Below are 16,447 nucleotides of genomic sequence, written 5' to 3' on the forward strand. Positions count from 1 at the left end.
GGGATTATTAAGATTTCATCTCGCTTTTACGCGCTTCTAGCTGCAATCGTATTTCATTGGCCCGTTCTTCCGTAACATCGTAATCACGCATAATATACATGGCGGCGAGGGTCCCTAATAGCGGGAAAAAACAGAAAAAAGCATGTAATCCATTGACGGCGCCCAACTGCTCAGTAGTAGGCAAGTCTGAATTAAAACCAACGAGCCATATAATCAGGCCACTAAAAGCACCTGCTATTGCAAAACCAACTTTAACCATCCACCAATAAATAGCGCCAAAAATACCTTCTCTTCTTTTTCCGGTATTCAATTCATCGATATCGATTACATCAGCAGTCATTGACATCATTATGGTGAACAAACTACCGATACCAAATGAAAAGAATGGCAATGAGATGATATACATCCAAGGTTTTCCTGGAATAAAGAGGAAAAACATCATGACGTATCCAATTATTGAAATAGCCTGCGAAAGCATAAATGCTTTTTTCTTGCCCATTTTTTTTGACATTCGGGCAACGATTGGAATAACGATGAACGTTGTTCCCAAAGCCCCTAAACAACCAAATAACGAAACCCAGATACCGCTGGCTCCGGCGTCTCCGTTAAATAATTTATAGACAATAACAAAAAAAGTAAGTGAAGATACTGCCATGAAGGCGTTATAAATGAAGAAGGTGGCGCCGCACAACTTTCTGAACTCTTTTATTTTAAATGCTTCCTTAAAACTACCCAGAATTTTTTTCAAGCTACCACCAATGTTCGATAGGCTCAGTGGTTCATAATCCTTATCAAGAGTGGATTCACTTTTGATAAACAAAGCTGGAACGATTGCGCAAATTGCACATGGAACAGCAACCCATATGGCAAGTTCCCGGGCTGCAACATCAGCTGAAGGAAACCATTCAGGATCATACATTATTATCCAAAATAAAGGCGCTATTACCCAGGCCCACTGCCCTATCCACTGTGCTATCGCCATTATATTGGTACGTTCATGAAAATCATCACTCATTTCGTAACCCATAGCCACATAGGGTACGCTAAAGAATGTAAGACCCAAATAGAAAACAACAGACCATAAAAAGAAGTACCAAAAATTATATTGGACAGAGTTCTCAATAAAAAGCTGCCACATAAAGACATAGGCCACTCCCATAACAACTCCACCAATCAGCACATACTTGCGTCTTCTTCCCCATTTTGATTTTGTATTATCAGAGATGAAACCCATTAAAGGATCCGTAATTGCATCAAACAATCTTGGAAATAAGTAAATCATACCCCACATCAATCCGGTAAACTTCAAATCTTCTACCAAAACGACCATAAAAATTCCTAATATCGCTGGGAACATTTGATTGGCGAACATACCTATGCCAAAGGCTATTTTCTGCCCTAAAGGCACTTTCTTTACGGTTGTCAATTGATTTCTATTGCTCATTTGTCTGGTGGTTTAATTTGTTATTGTTGATTCGCCATTACATCAGGTTTTGAAGGGGGTGTTTTTATGTAACTCATCAGGTAGTCGAAATCACCATCGAAAGACTTCACGATTTCGTTACCGCCTCTGGTCAATCCTTTAAAAGCTCCTTGGTCCACTAAATCCCATATTACATATTTGGCCTCTCCGTCAACAGAAAAAAGTCCAAAATGGTTCTCAGAACCACCAGGATTTTCAGCATCTTTCCACGGTTCATCAAAGGCTTCAAAGTAAAAACAAGATATTCCTGATTTATTGGTCCAATCGCGCATTAAATTATAAAATAGGGCTTCTTTATATTGATCGCAGGCTATGGAACCATCATCTCCATAAAAACCATTAGAAAAACTGGCCCAACCTGTTTCACCAATATGAACAGGCTTATCAATGCCCAAGGATTTCATATAAGCAACCACACTATTGTATTGGTTCTCTGCATAATTTTGAGCTCGAATCATTGCAGCTTTAATCTTCTCCGGTTCCGAAAAACTTTCTTCGGTTTCCAAAACTCCCCAAAAATTTGGATTGTAATGGGTATCATGCATTGGATAAGTGTGCATCGATATGTAATCCACAGCTGCTATCAATTTGTCTAAATCCTCAATATGGTATTCTGAATCACCACCGCCCCAAGAAGCAAAATTATCAGAACTGGTAATCCATAGATCTTTGGAAAGTTCACCCTTCGATTTTAATTCTTGTAGATGGTTAACCCATTTCAAAATTACCCGAGGCTGCACAAAGTAACTTGTTGCCCATTTCACCATAGCTTCATTGCCAACCGCGATTACCTTAACAATTTCTGGATACTTTTTAGCTAGACGTACAGCTTCATCAATTTCAGCTGAATTTCGTTCACTTTCATATTCATGGTCAGGCTCTAAATCAGTCCATGCATTTTTGCAATCAATCCATGCGCCGAGCATCACATACATTTCAAAATTCGGATCTTCTTGTCTTAGTTCTTTTATTGCTTTCAATACATTTGAAGCATGTGGTAAATGAACCTTATAAGTGCGTAGCACTTTGATGCCCATTGCAGCAAGAATTTTCATGTCTTCTTTCAATTCTCCTATAGTAGGTTCAATTGAATGGTCGGCATGTCGATACCCTCCGTATGAAATTGCCTGATACTCCGAATTTCCTAAAATATCTGAAGCTGTCACTTTTTTTTCAATTTGAGTTTTTGGTATACTTCTATTGTTCTGTTCTTTACATGAATTCATCAATATTACAATTGATACAGCGGTAAATATTAAGATGCCTATCGTTCTTCTCATCTTAATTGTGTTTCATTAATATTGAGTCTTATAGCGATGATTTCACCAGACCTGGCAAACAGTTTTTCTGTTAATTCTTCTGTTAGCTCATTGGTATCGAATATTGTTTCAGAACCATCGTTCAACACAACAACCATCTTAGGTTCACTAGAAATCATATAAACAATGGGAACTTGACAAAGGGTAAATGCCAATTGACCTTCAATCAATTGTATTTCATTTTCATGACCCATCAAATCCCTAAACTGAAAAACTGAAGGCGTACTCAAGAATTCGGATTTACGCAGGAGACCAAAAGCAAAACAAACCTTGCCATTTTTTAGTCGAACACCAAGTTCACCAAAACGACTTAAGATATCTTCTTTCACCTGACCAGTCATACCTGGTTGCTGGGCTCCTTTACCTCCTGGAGTGTGTGAATATGGATCAGTGGGAAAGGCACCGTAAAGTTTAGGCGTCTTATGGACCCCAATACCTTCATTAATCTCGTAATAGTGTTCCAATAAACGACCAATAACCTCGTCACTTGCCTCACTTTCAATGGCATTAAGACAGCATTCTTGGACTGCTAATAACAATTTGGAAACCATATGCCAATAGATAGACCCAAGTCCTTCGTATCCATAAAATGTTCCCGATCGCCCCGTAAACGATTTATGGTTAAAAACACTTTCGAAAATATTCAAAATAGCTTCCTCCTCAGAATCTACCAGATTCGAATATTTTGTTTCACGAAGCTCGTCAAGAGCATTTTGAACATCATTTGCATTTCTAAAATTGCCATTGAAATGATAGGTACCCTTAACACTTTTTGAAATAAGGTCAAAGTTGCCCTCAGCTATCAACTGCTTTAGTAATTCAGATTTATCAACATCCTCTTCTGAAATACGATTCTTTTGAGCAAACAATGGCAAATCTTTATTGGGATAAAGTAAATAACTGTACTGATCCGCACGAAAAAGCTTGCTTTGTTTTAGCCCATCCAAAACCTCCAAAGCAGCTTCTGGACAAAGATATTTTGAACTCAAAACAGCCACTTGACCTTCTAACATTTCATCTAGGTGCGAAACGGAAATTTCTTTTTCATTCTCAACTGTCATTAAGTTGTAAGCATGGTACATATTGTCAGAACGCTTATTGGCTTCAATGGAATGCTCTAAGTAGTTTAGCGAAAGATGTAAGAAGTTCAACAGCTCTTTTTTTGAGATGTTTTCTTTTTTTCCAGAAAAGTGATTCTTGTAAATCTTAGTGCGGAATGTTCCTGCGGCATTACCTAAACCGTCAGCCACCCTTTTTCTGGCAGTATTGTCCACTTTACCTTCAAGGATAAATTTTTCAGCTTCGAAAGTTGCATTGATTTCTTTGAATAGGTCGGCTAATTCATTTGCAACTTGAAATTCTGATGCCTCGGACTTTTCAAAAACGGCGCTAAAAAAAGACAAAAATCTGCGCAGGTAATAAAGGGTTGCCATGGAGACCCCATTGCCTACCAATGCGTTGTTGGCATCATTCCATTCTGGGCGCTGGGTATTCATCCAAATACCAGCTTCTGGAATAAAATTCGAAACTTTTGCTAGTGCCGTGGCTAGGAGCTTTTCGACAAAATTAACGGTAATGATTTCGCCTTCCTTATTTCTTAAAAGTGCCCCATCTGCACCAACTTCATTCCTGGTTTTTCGAATTTCCTTATCTAAATCCTCGTCAAACTCTATGGTATCTTTGGGGTTCTTAAGAATATCATCATAGTCCTTGATTCGATAAGGTACATTAGCATATACAAATACATCCTTTGTAAATAGCTTTTGTAATTCACCAGGAGCAGTGTCCTCATAAAATTCCAAAAACTTCAAGAGATAAATTATTTGGTGATCACCCCAATAACCGATGTAACTCCAAGGATCGTCTGGTTCAATAATTTCCCAATCGAACCCACCCTTAGTTACCCGATATGGATTATATCCATCGAAAGTAGAAGCATTCAAAAACTTATGAATCATACTTTCAATGAATTGTGGATAGGATATCGCTAAAGCCTCCCAATTTTGAAAAATATCACGCCAGTTGCCTTCATAGTCCAAAATTTTCGAACCATCTTTCTCGCTTCGGGTATTTATTGAAAATCGATTCCATGGCCTACTTGGATCTCCGTGTCTTCTACTGAATTTTAGAGGCAGGTATTCTTTACAGAGTCGGGTGAAATTACTATCACCTATTTGATTCGCAAGTTCTTCTATGGTCTTACGATTAAAAGTTTCTGGTAGTCCATTTAGCTCCTTCCTTACTTTTTCAAATAAGGTTTTATTGGCGTTTTTGAAGTACTTTTCGATATCCCATTTCTCAAGAACATAACCGTGGTCAAAAATTCCACCGCGCATTATATTAAAGAGGGTATTGCTAAAATGTCGTGTATTTCGTTGAACATCTTTGGTTTTTTGTAAACCATCTGAAGCTGCACAAAGAGCGATCAAATTATCCGTACCTAAATTTATGTCGTTTAGAAGTTTTGTGTCAAGATTTGGGTCATTTTTTATGGCGCTATCCAAACCAAATACGGCGGTATGGTCATGACTAACGTTAGCAATTATTTTCCAATTCTTTTTTTGATCGGCCGATAAATGAAAATCATCTTGTACAAAGTATGCTCCTTTCTCCGCCTTAATATCAGTCTCTTGAAGCACTGATTCACCCTTTCTAAAATCATCTACCTGTAAAGAAGACAAGAGATGTTTAGGACTACTGAAACCCAACGACCAAACAACATTAGCCTTTAACGCCTCACTTGGTTCTGCTTTGTCGACAATAATTGCACTTAAAGCAAAAATGCCCAAACCAGATTCTTCGAGCAGTTCAGTTCGTTTATAAGCATCGACCAAATTACTTGAATTGGTTTGCGTATAACTACCTACACCATACGGAAGAACATTTTGAATGCCATCCAAAACACTGACGTTAACTTCTAAGTCGCCATTATTGATAAGATCTACCGAACGAACAAAACCATATAAATTAGAATTGGCCCATTGATATTTGAAGGTGAGCTTTAAATCTAAATTGACTTCCTCAAAAATAATTTTGTTGCCATAACTATTTTTATAGAGATTTCTAGCTATGCGATATGCAGTGTCTCCTTTGTCTGAAAAAGGTTCCCAAATTGCTGTCGAATTTTGCTTTTGAATTCGAATGATGGTCTTACTTCCTGTGGTTTCAACTGATTCTGTAATTTTATCATCAGTGTAATACGGAAAAAGCGCATATTCAGAGTTTTTACGGCCTGCAGTTAACCCACCGTTACTTGAAATGAACATCCAGTGATTGGAATCACTGACAATACTCATGAAAAAAGGCCTCATGGAATCATGATTGCGAATCTTGAAATACAATTCGCCATCTATGGTAACATGCTCTAACTGATTGTCTTCCAAATTTTTGATTTGTGACATGTAGTAGGTTTTGGTTGTTGAGAGTTTTTCGATTTTAAAAATGAAACAAAAAAGACCAGGAAGACCTGGTCTTTTGTTTAATTATTTTAATCCATTTATTGATACATTCTGATGTAATCAACTTCCATGGTAGATTCGGTAAAGGCTGGGTCGATATCGCCTCCAAGACTTCCACCCATCGCTACGTTGAGAATGAAGAAGAAATCTTTGTTGAAAGGTAAAGTCCCATCGTTTGTTACAGAATGGAATACAACTCCATCAACCGCGAACATAATACTGTCCTGTGTCCACTCCATTTCATATATATGGAATTCATCAGAAGCACCCTCAACAGTAACTGTTCCTGTTCTGGAGTTACCACCGAAATTATTAGGATCATGCGTAGAACCTAAAACTACGTCTTGATTGTTTCCGACATGCTCCATGATATCCATTTCACCAGCTCCAGGCCATGGGTTTGTTTGGTAGTCAGCACCCAACATCCATATTGCAGGCCATGTTCCACCACCTGTAGGAAGTTTAGCTCTGGTTTCTACCCTTCCATAAGTAAACTCTTGCAAGCCTTCAGATTTTATTCTAGCTGAAGAATAGGCTGGTGCAGCTGTTCCAGGGTTTCCAAAATCAAAGAAAATCACAATCCTATCGTAGTTAAAGGTTGCCGCCCCGCTGAAATCAAATGTCAGTTCTTCCCAAGCTCCAGATGTGCTTGTAGTTGCATCAACTTCAGCAAAGTTATTTCCATCATTTGAATCTTCGATTTTCAAACGAACAACAGCATTGGCAATGGGTGACCATGTTTTTACTGATATTGTAGGGTTCGCTGGAACGTCTATTGCTGGTGAAACATCAAAAAACGATGCAGCAAATGTCTCAGAACCAAGACTCTTTGTCGTTCTAGCCACTGTAGCCGAAGTGTTAACACCACTGGCATCAGGATTGGAGATTACCTCAGTTGTTGCACCTCCAAAATCGGTAAATGCTGGTGCTGCACCTTCAAAATCTTCAACAACACTTTGACTCACGCCTCCGGCATCCAATAACTGAAAATCATCGAAATAATAAACTCCTTCACCAGTAGCCTCTTCTGCTCTTGCCGTAATTTTGAGGTTTCCTCCTTCAACGATAACATTTGTAGCATCACTAGTGTAAGACTGTATCTCACCATTGCCCCATCCATTATCACCTGTTCCTAAATCATAGTCCCAATTTGCTGCGTCAGGAGCACCATCGGTATTGAATTCATCGGCCCATACTAAAGTGGTAAACACGGTAACCAAATCTTCGCCAACACCTTCACCAAGGGTATCGCTTCCGTCTCCTCCTTCTGTTAGGGATACATTATCGATGTTGACCATTCCGACTTCGCCACCATTGTCAAATAGTACACGGCTGTTTGCATCACCGAAACCATCCGCATTCAGATTTAAAGTAAACGTTTGCATGTCCATAGTCAAATTAACAGGAACACTGGAATTAGCAAAATCTCCGCCACTGAGGCCGATACCTGCAATTATACTTCTATCGCGATCAGACCATGCGTCAAATTGTAATACATAATTTGTTCCTGGAACTATATTCAAACCTGTCTGGCTTAAGTTTACACTAAAGACATCACCAGCAGTTTCAACCATTACCGAATAGTAAGTATTGCCATCAACAGTTACTACCGGTGCTGGATCAGAACCGACGCCAACGGTCCATGGATCTGCTCCTGCTTCAAAATCACCGTTGATAAGCTCACCGGTTCCCATTCCACCATCATCACCGCCATCATCTACTACAACATCGCTACCGTCACCTTTAACCATTTTGTAATTCCAATAGATACCCGCTGCGGTTTCAATAACAACGTTCATGGTTTCACCATCATCCGAAAGAGTTACATTGTATGTAATTGAATCCGGTAAATCGACATTTGGAAGTTCACCTCCATTTACGGCTTTCGGTAAACCAAGATAGGCGCCTGCACCAGAAATGGTCAACGTACCAGCAGTTGGATCAAAAGAATAGGTTGCATCAGCAGAACCATCATGAGGAGCTACTGGTGCTCCACAAGCATCTGCCATTCCACTTTGCCATCCTTCTAGCCATGTTTCATCACCAAGATTGTTTGTAAACGAACCATCATCACCAAAAACATAAGTATCATTAAAATAACAAGCTCGTTGAACAAGTCCTGCTGCATCTATAGCAAAGAAACTCACGTCTCCTGGAGCTGGTCCAACACCTAACGATCCTGCTTCATTGGCCATTACCCATGAACCAAAAAGGGGTTCGTTCGGATCAGCTTCTACATTAACGTCAACTGTTTGCGTGATTGTAGCATTACCCAATCCTTGTCCATAAGCTACGATTGTTATTGTGTAGCTTCCACCGACAGCATAGGTATAAGTCGCACTTTCACCCGCTTTTATAACGGACGAAGCACCCTCTTCAAAAGTAATCAAGAAACTGATTGCATTCTCCGCGGCGGGGGTAATGGTAACTGTACCTGAACCATCTGCCAAAGCATTTATTGCCGCAGTGACATTTGTAGGTGTTATTACCTGTTGTGTAATGTCATCATCCTCACAAGAGTTTAGGACGAAAAGGAGGCCAAAAATCAAAAGGCCATAAAGTGAGATTTTTTTTCTCATAACAAAATAATTTTGAAGTTTAGTTTTTGCAGGAAGACTAATGAATGTATGTAGCAAGCCTTAAAGCGCTTCGAAATTAAAAAGCATTATTAGGAAATTCGTATTCTTGGCCACAACAAAAAATATACATAATTGAAAATAATGCTCATTTATTATCAAATAGCTATTTAGAGCCCTTGTTTATTGACAATTTATCAATTCGAGGTTTTCTTGGAAAAACTAACTGAATTGTGTGAAATTCGGATTTGTATAGGTGATGTTGAGGTTTAATTGCCTTTTGTATAGGAATTATAGGTCTAAGATGTAGTCAGTCAAATTTTCATCATGAGACAAATTCATTTTTTTTCGCAATCGATATCGCTTTATTTCAACACTTCTAGGAGATATATTGAACAACGGTGCTATTTCCTTAGAGGATAAATTAAGACGTAGATATGCACATAAACGGATATCATTTGGTGTTAATTTGGGATGGGCATTCTTTAATTTTTTCAAGAATTTACGATCAGCATTATTAAAAGCTTCTTGAAATAATTCCCAATCATCGTTTCTATTTAAACTATTATCAATTATATCATAAACCCCTTCTAATTCCCCTTCATCATCAAACTTTTCTTTCAATAAATTCTTGACCTCGGTCAAAACATTATTTTTTCTGATAAGGCTCATGGTTGACGCAGCGAGCTCGTTACTCTTCATTTTATAACGCTGGTTTAATTGTTCATTTTTCAACCGAATCAATTCCCGCTCATTTTTTGCTTTTTCCAACTGCATTTCGCGTTGTGTCTTGCTTATCAATTTTTCTTGTTTTCTTCGATAATATCGCCTGTATGAACTATGCAACAAAAGAAATCCAAGTATTCCACAGATAACGTAAGCTATCTGGGCAACCGTACTTGCAAACCACGGTTTACGTATCGTAAAAGAATACGAAGCGATATTTTCAGAAAATGTCTTTCCAACCATAGAACGTGTTTCAAATTCAAATTCTCCGTAAGGTAGATTCTTGAATGAGATTGATGATTGATCTGACAATTCGCTCCAATTAGGATACAGGCCAAGAAGTCTATATTGATATAAAGGCTTGTCGTGTTTATTGTACTGAGCGGTAAACACCGAAAAGTTTATATTATTCTGGTTTTTGGAAAGTTGGACCGGACCTTCAAGGCTTAAGCGATTTTTGATTTCGTCTGGGTCCGTCTCTGAAATTTCTTCAATTTTACCAATCTGAATTAGATGTGGTTTTTGCTTTTGGCCATCTAGTTTCATTGTCAAGTAACCTGAACCACTGCTCAATATATAATGTCCTTTTTTATTCAGATTAGTGATGTTCTCGTATCCTGCTATATTGTTATGAAGTTCTTCACTTAATGGAATTTTTTCAATAATAGGGTTATTGGAAAGGTTACCAGAATTTACGGATGCTAAATGTGATTTTGCGAAAAACCACAACCTATCTCCATTGGAAATCATCTTACCAGAAACATATTCTTCTTCAATAAAAACCTTTGATAAGGAAGTATCTTTTTTAAATTCTTTAAGTCTCGAATCGTATTTAAAGACCCCTTCTTTATAGGTATAAATAATTTCATTTTTATATTTAGCTAATCCGGAATTATGCCCTCGAATTGTAGTATCGACATTAATTTGCAAGGCTTTTGTTAGGTCTGTATCCGTTTCGATTCGAAATACCCCTTTGTATTCATGATTCACAAAAATTTGGTTGTCCCAATATTCAATAAATCGTGCTGAATTATCAAAACCCTTAACCTTATTTCTTACCCGCCAAACATCTTCTTTCTTTTCCAAAACATACAGGCCGTCGTAATTTCCCTGAAGAATACGTGTTTGATTCTTCATGCTTTTAAATGTCCAAGTTCCTGGAATAGAACTGATTCTTCTCGCATTTACATCTTCAATAATGAATGTTCCGGTATGATGGCCGCAAAACAACTCGCCATTAATATTTTCCAACGACCAAACTTGACCTTGGGTACCTTCGATTAATTGAAAACCAGCATCATTCTCTTTTTCCCTGACATAGAGACCTTGATTAGTGCCCAAAAACAATCTTCCATCGAATTCACTTGCGGTATATACACTCCCAACATTACCTTGAATTCCGTTGAAAATCTTAAAGGGTGCTTTGGTATTTATACAACTCAATCCGTAGTCTTGCCCCAACCAAATATTACCATCAAAATCTTCGTGAAGTGATAACACCGTATTGTTTTGCAGTCCGTTTTTCTCATTTATTTGATAGATAAGATTACCTTCTTCATTAATTAGAAGATAGCCAGCGGAAACAGTACCAATGGCAATTTGTTTATTGGCAAGCTGTATTGCGCTATAAACCGTTGCTTGACTTAATATACCATCAACATTGGTATTCCATGGCTTCAAAGTATCATCTGAAATCTTAAAGAAACCCTGATGACGACTTAACACAATTAAATCGTCTTGAAGTTCAAAAAGGGATATAACCTCATCGTCAATAAAAGGTGTAAAATCGTAAACCTTGGTCTTTTTTCCTTGGTTCAGCTTGAATAATCCCTTATTTGTTATGTGAAAATAAATTTGACCATCCACATACCACATTCTTGGAAAGGAGGAATTTGCCTCAATTGTCGTTAGGGATTGCTCTTTTAAATCATAGGTATAAATTCTTTTTTTGGATTGAAAAAGGACAAAATCTTCCACATGAAGAATGTTCCAAAACTCCTCATCTTCCAATTGTTGTGAAAAATCCTGGGAAAGAGATTTATAATCCAATATTCCAAATTCATTTTTTTGCCAGTAGCCAAACTCTCGGTAACATCCTGTGTAAATTCTATCACCGACCACTTCAACAGAACGAATAGTAGTTTGATTCGGTGTTTTGTACAGCGACCAGTCTGCCCCGTTAAATTCCAATAGGCCCTCATTATTTGCAATATAAATGAGTCGGTCATTGGATTGTGAAATTGACCAGTTCTGATTTTCACCATTATAGTCTATGGGCGTGAAATAATTGATGGGAGGAATTTCCTGTGAAACTGCAACAGTGTTAATGGTAATAACACAAATCAATACTGTGAGAAGCCTCAATTTAGGGAACTTTTGTTTAGAGGAATATACAAAAACTTCAACGAACAGGAGGACTCTAAGGGCGCTTATACAATTTCAGCACTTAATCCAGCATCCAATAATTTGGAACATCTTGGTTTAAGATCATTGTATTCACCGGTCTTTACAGTACACTTACCCTTATAATGAACAATCAAAGAACATTGTTCAGCCTGCTCAGGAGTATGTTCACAGACGTTCATAAGGGTCTTTATAACGTGGTCGAAAGTATTCACGTCGTCATTGAAGAGAACGATTTCATTTAAATCGACAGTTTCTTCCTCAACTAATAGTTCTTCTTGATGTTTTTCTTGAAAGCCCATTAGTACTATGCTTATTTGCTCAATTTACATATTTTGACGAGACCCAACGATTCTTTTCATAATTTTTATCAAATTTCAATCCAAAGGACTCGCATTTTGAATTTATAACGGTTAAATCTTCCAAATAGAAGCCACTTAAATAGAGTTCTCCACCTGTGTTCAATGACTTAGCGTAGATGGGTATGTCTTGTAAAAGAATGTTTCGATTGATATTTGCTATTATTACATCGTAGGTTTTTCCTTCCAAAAGACTTGAATCGCCTTGATAGACTTTTATTTTGGTACAATTGTTACGCCCTACATTTTCTATTGAATTTTCGTAGCACCATTCATCGATATCGATGGCATCTACACAAGCAGCTCCTTTTAATTCAGATAGTATGGCTAGAACACCGGTTCCACAACCCATATCAAGCACAGATTTTCCCTTAAAATCATTATCCAAAATTTGCTGAAGCATCATATGGGTAGTCTCATGATGACCCGTTCCAAAACTCATTTTTGGTTCAATGACGATTTCGAAGTCTACCTCAACGCTTTCATGAAAAGGGGCCCTAACCACACAAGTATTTCCAACTGTAATTGGATGAAAGTTGGCCTCCCAAGCTTGATTCCAGTTTTGTTGTTTTACCTCTTTTGAGGTCCAGCTTATGGAAAAAGCTTCATTTTTGAGAATGTAAAGTTCTTCCAACTGGGAACTGCGAAAGTCTTCTTTAAGAATATAGGCTTGTAGACCCTTTTCATTCTCAACAAAGCTTTCGAAACCTAACTCTCCCAATTCTGCAATGAGAATTTCAGAAGCGGGTTGGAGGGGTTGAATTATAAAATCGAATTCTAGATACGTCAAATTGCCTTTACAATATCGATGAAGTCATCACATTTTAAGGAAGCACCACCAATCAATCCACCATCCACATCAGATTGTGAGAATATTTCTTTGGCGTTACCTGGTTTTACACTACCACCATAAAGGATAGTCACGTTTTCAGCAATACTTGAGTTAAATGCTTCTGAAATCGTTTTTCTTATGAAGGCATGCATTTCTTGCGCCTGTTCAGGAGAGGCTGTTTCTCCTGTTCCAATGGCCCACACAGGTTCATATGCCAAAACCAATTTGCTCCAAGCAGAATCTGGCAAATCAAAAAGTGCATTTTTAAGTTGACCTTCAACCACATTAAAATGGTTGCCCGACTTTCTATCTTCCAACTCCTCGCCAAAACAAAAAATAATTCTAAGTCCCTTTTCTAGAGCTGTTTTTACTTTTTTGGCCAGTAGTTCATCTGTTTCCCCGAAGTGTGAACGTCTTTCTGAATGTCCCAAAATAACAACATCAACATCGATATCAAGCAGCATATCTGCTGAGATTTCACCAGTGTAAGCACCGTTTTCAGCGAAATGCATGTTTTGCGCAGCTACTTGAATTATCGAAGATTCCAAATGTCTTGCCGCACGTTGTAGGTTCACAAAAGTTGGTGCGACAATTACTTCTGCCTTGGTGTCTGGAAGTTTTGCCGAAATCTCACTCAATAATGCTTCCGTTTCTGAAAGTGTTTTGTTCATTTTCCAATTACCGGCTACTATTTTGGTTCTCATTTGTTCTCTTTTGAAGTTTATTTGATTGAATATTTAGAAGCTTAAATCTTCCAAATCATTGTAATGTACCTTTTGTTTGATTGTTCCCCTATTGAGCACCAAAACGCCCGGGTTTGAACGAACAATGGTCTTTAAAGTGGTTTCGTCAGTAAAGTAAAAATCAAAATTTAATTTGTATTCTTCCTTTATCGTATTTCCAATTTCGTTTCCTGAAGCTGACATGCCAATCACCTTATAACCTTTAGCAATTGCCTTATCTGTTATTTTCCTTATGCTTAAAAATGCCCGTAGGTCACTCTTGGCCAAATCGTAAGCGATTACCATTACAAGTTTGGGCTCTTCCAACATTTGGGCAGTAAAGTCCTCACCATCTCTCTCTATTGTAAAATCATGAACCGGGGGCTCGTAACCTTCTTGTATCAGTGTTGTCTCAACATCAACGAATTCACCATTTTCAACAGTAGGGTAATCTCCACTGGTGGTCACTATTTTTTCTTGTCCATTAACCATGAACTTCCAAGCATAATCATACACTGCTTCAGGGGCATTTTCAGGAATCTCCATACCCTCTTGAATGTTTGCAGAAATCTTATAGGGCCTAAAGTCTTTGGCTGGTAAATGATTCAAAACGTAATAGCAAAAAATAACACAACCAACCAATGAAGTTGCTGCTATGGCTCGGGTTGTATTATTATTGAGAAAGGGTTTGATGTACCGCAAACCGATAAATAAAACCAATATCAAGACAAGCAGTACTACGTCTTTTGTAAAAGATTCCCATGGGGTTAGTTTAATCGCATCGCCAAAACACCCGCAATCAGTAACCTTGTTGTAATAAGCCGAATACCAAGTAAGAAATGTGAAGAACACAATCATTCCCAGTAAGCTCCAAACAGTTGTTTTGGGCCAAAAACCAAGCAAGAGCATTACACCTAACAATACCTCAATTATGACTACGATTATGGCAATGGAAAGTGCATAAGGCATAAAGAAGGGAAGGTCAAGTACGCCTTGACTAAAATATTCTTCGAGCTTGAATGAAAACCCTAGCGGATCATTAAGCTTAATCAATCCACTGATTATAAATAAAATACCGACGAATACCCGACAGAATCCCACTAGATACTTCATGACTTTGATTTTAGGTGGATTAGAGCAAAGACCGCATAATTCACAATATCTTGGTAATTCGCATCTATACCCTCGCTAACTACCGTATTGCCCTGATTATTCTCAATGCTTTTCACACGCAAGAGTTTCTGTAGAATTAGGTCGGTCAGCGAACTAACACGCATATCACGCCATGCTTCACCATAATCGTGATTTTTATTCTCCATGAGGGTTTTGGTAACCTCAACCTGTTCATTGTATAGTTTGAGTGCTTCGGCAGCATCAATATCAGGTTGTTCTGCAACACCTTTATTCATTTGAATCAATCCCATTAGGGCATAGTTGATAATGCCAATGAACTCTGATTCCTGACCTTCATCAATTTTTTGTTCTTGATTTTCTTGAAGTCCTCGAATTCTTTGCGCTTTGATAAATAGTTGATCTGTTAATGAACGTAGTCTCAATATTCGCCAAGCGGTACCGTAGTCTTTTCCTTTTTTGGTAAAAAGAGACCTGCATTGGTCTATAACTTCGTCATACTCCGCCGATGTTTGCTGCATGAATTGAAGGTGATTGTTGTAATTTCGCTTATCGGTATGCAAATCTGCACCCGCCAAAGATAAGGAAACCCATGACAATTAATTGCAAAGGCGAGCTATTGGATTTGTCCCAATCCAAGGTAATGGGCATCCTCAATTTGACCCCTGATTCTTTCTATGACGGGGGGCGCTTCATAAAGGAAAAAGAGCTACTTCATCAAGTTGAAAAAATGTTGAATGAGGGCGCCTCATTTATTGATATTGGCGGATATAGTTCACGGCCAGGAGCAGACGACATTTCAATTGATGAAGAAAAGAAAAGGGTGCTACCGGTTCTTGAGGTTGTACTCAAAATGTTTCCCGAAACCTTGATTTCCATTGACACCTTCCGCAGCGAGGTTGCGACGGAATGCTTGGAAGGTGGAGCTGCAATGGTCAATGATATTTCAGGAGGAAGTCTTGATGAAAGAATGTTCGAAGTAGTAGCAAAATATCAAGTTCCCTACATCATAATGCATATGAGGGGTACTCCACAGACCATGAAATCAATGACGGATTACGACGACTTACTCAAAGAAATAATTTACTATTTCTCAGAGAAAATTGCCCTTGCCAATCAACTTAAAATCAATGATGTAATCATAGATCCTGGTTTCGGTTTTGCAAAGACCGTTGAACAAAACTATTTCTTGCTTAAAAACCTTGCTCTTTTAAAAAACCTAGATAGACCAATACTGGCTGGTCTAAGTAGAAAATCAATGCTGTATAAAACACTTGGCATCTCTCCTGAAGGAGCATTAAATAGCACAACAGCAGCAAATATCTTAGCACTCGAAAATGGTGCTAACATCTTAAGGGTTCATGATGTAAAAGAGGCCGTGGAGTGCATAAAAATTCATGAAGCCTATAAAAGTTCTATTAGCTAATGTGCATTTTTC

General features: G+C 38.1%; 11 protein-coding genes. 1 reads left to right on the forward strand and 10 read right to left on the reverse strand.

The window, feature by feature from the left end; translation table 11 throughout:
* Window positions 1-7: 7 nt before the first annotated feature.
* From HCU67_RS16675 to HCU67_RS14015, 10 genes are all read right to left on the reverse strand, one after another.
* Complete coding sequence (locus HCU67_RS16675) at window positions 8-1,444, reverse strand: MFS transporter (RefSeq protein WP_168553210.1); 1,437 nt, start codon at window positions 1,442-1,444, stop codon at window positions 8-10.
* Window positions 1,445-1,464: 20 nt separating this feature from the next.
* Window positions 1,465-2,763: a glycosyl hydrolase family 17 protein gene (locus HCU67_RS13975; protein WP_168553211.1), complete on the reverse strand. Its 1,299-nt coding sequence runs from the start codon at window positions 2,761-2,763 to the stop codon at window positions 1,465-1,467.
* Window positions 2,760-6,203: a hypothetical protein gene (locus tag HCU67_RS13980; protein ID WP_168553212.1), complete on the reverse strand. Its 3,444-nt coding sequence runs from the start codon at window positions 6,201-6,203 to the stop codon at window positions 2,760-2,762. The genes HCU67_RS13975 and HCU67_RS13980 overlap by 4 nt, the downstream gene beginning before the upstream one ends.
* A 95-nt stretch (window positions 6,204-6,298) precedes the next feature.
* Window positions 6,299-8,839: a family 16 glycosylhydrolase gene (locus HCU67_RS16800; protein WP_168553213.1), complete on the reverse strand. Its 2,541-nt coding sequence runs from the start codon at window positions 8,837-8,839 to the stop codon at window positions 6,299-6,301.
* A 288-nt stretch (window positions 8,840-9,127) separates the two neighbouring features.
* Complete coding sequence (locus HCU67_RS13990) at window positions 9,128-11,926, reverse strand: triple tyrosine motif-containing protein (protein ID WP_168553214.1); 2,799 nt, start codon at window positions 11,924-11,926, stop codon at window positions 9,128-9,130.
* Window positions 11,927-11,991: 65 nt separating this feature from the next.
* On the reverse strand, window positions 11,992-12,267 hold the full coding sequence (locus HCU67_RS13995; protein ID WP_168553215.1) for an ATP-dependent Clp protease adaptor ClpS: 276 nt from the start codon (window positions 12,265-12,267) through the stop codon (window positions 11,992-11,994).
* 19 nt (window positions 12,268-12,286) lie between these two features.
* A complete protein-coding gene (gene prmA / locus HCU67_RS14000) occupies window positions 12,287-13,114 on the reverse strand; it encodes a 50S ribosomal protein L11 methyltransferase (protein WP_168553216.1) in 828 nt (275 codons plus the stop codon).
* Window positions 13,111-13,860 carry a triose-phosphate isomerase gene (tpiA, locus tag HCU67_RS14005; protein ID WP_168553217.1) on the reverse strand — a complete coding sequence of 250 codons (750 nt, stop codon included), beginning with the start codon at window positions 13,858-13,860 and terminating at the stop codon, window positions 13,111-13,113. Before tpiA ends, prmA begins: the two co-directional genes overlap by 4 nt.
* 33 nt (window positions 13,861-13,893) lie before the next feature.
* Window positions 13,894-14,991, reverse strand: a complete 1,098-nt coding sequence (locus HCU67_RS14010) for a BT_3928 family protein (protein ID WP_168553218.1) — start codon at window positions 14,989-14,991, stop codon at window positions 13,894-13,896.
* On the reverse strand, window positions 14,988-15,530 hold the full coding sequence (locus HCU67_RS14015) for a DUF1599 domain-containing protein (protein ID WP_168553219.1): 543 nt from the start codon (window positions 15,528-15,530) through the stop codon (window positions 14,988-14,990). Before HCU67_RS14015 ends, HCU67_RS14010 begins: the two co-directional genes overlap by 4 nt.
* 71 nt (window positions 15,531-15,601) lie before the next feature.
* Between HCU67_RS14015 and folP the strand changes: the two genes are divergently transcribed.
* Window positions 15,602-16,435: a dihydropteroate synthase gene (gene folP, locus HCU67_RS14020; RefSeq protein WP_168553220.1), complete on the forward strand. Its 834-nt coding sequence runs from the start codon at window positions 15,602-15,604 to the stop codon at window positions 16,433-16,435.
* Window positions 16,436-16,447: the final 12 nt, after the last annotated feature.

The organism is Croceivirga thetidis (assembly GCF_012272815.1).
GTDB lineage: Bacteria > Bacteroidota > Bacteroidia > Flavobacteriales > Flavobacteriaceae > Croceivirga > Croceivirga thetidis.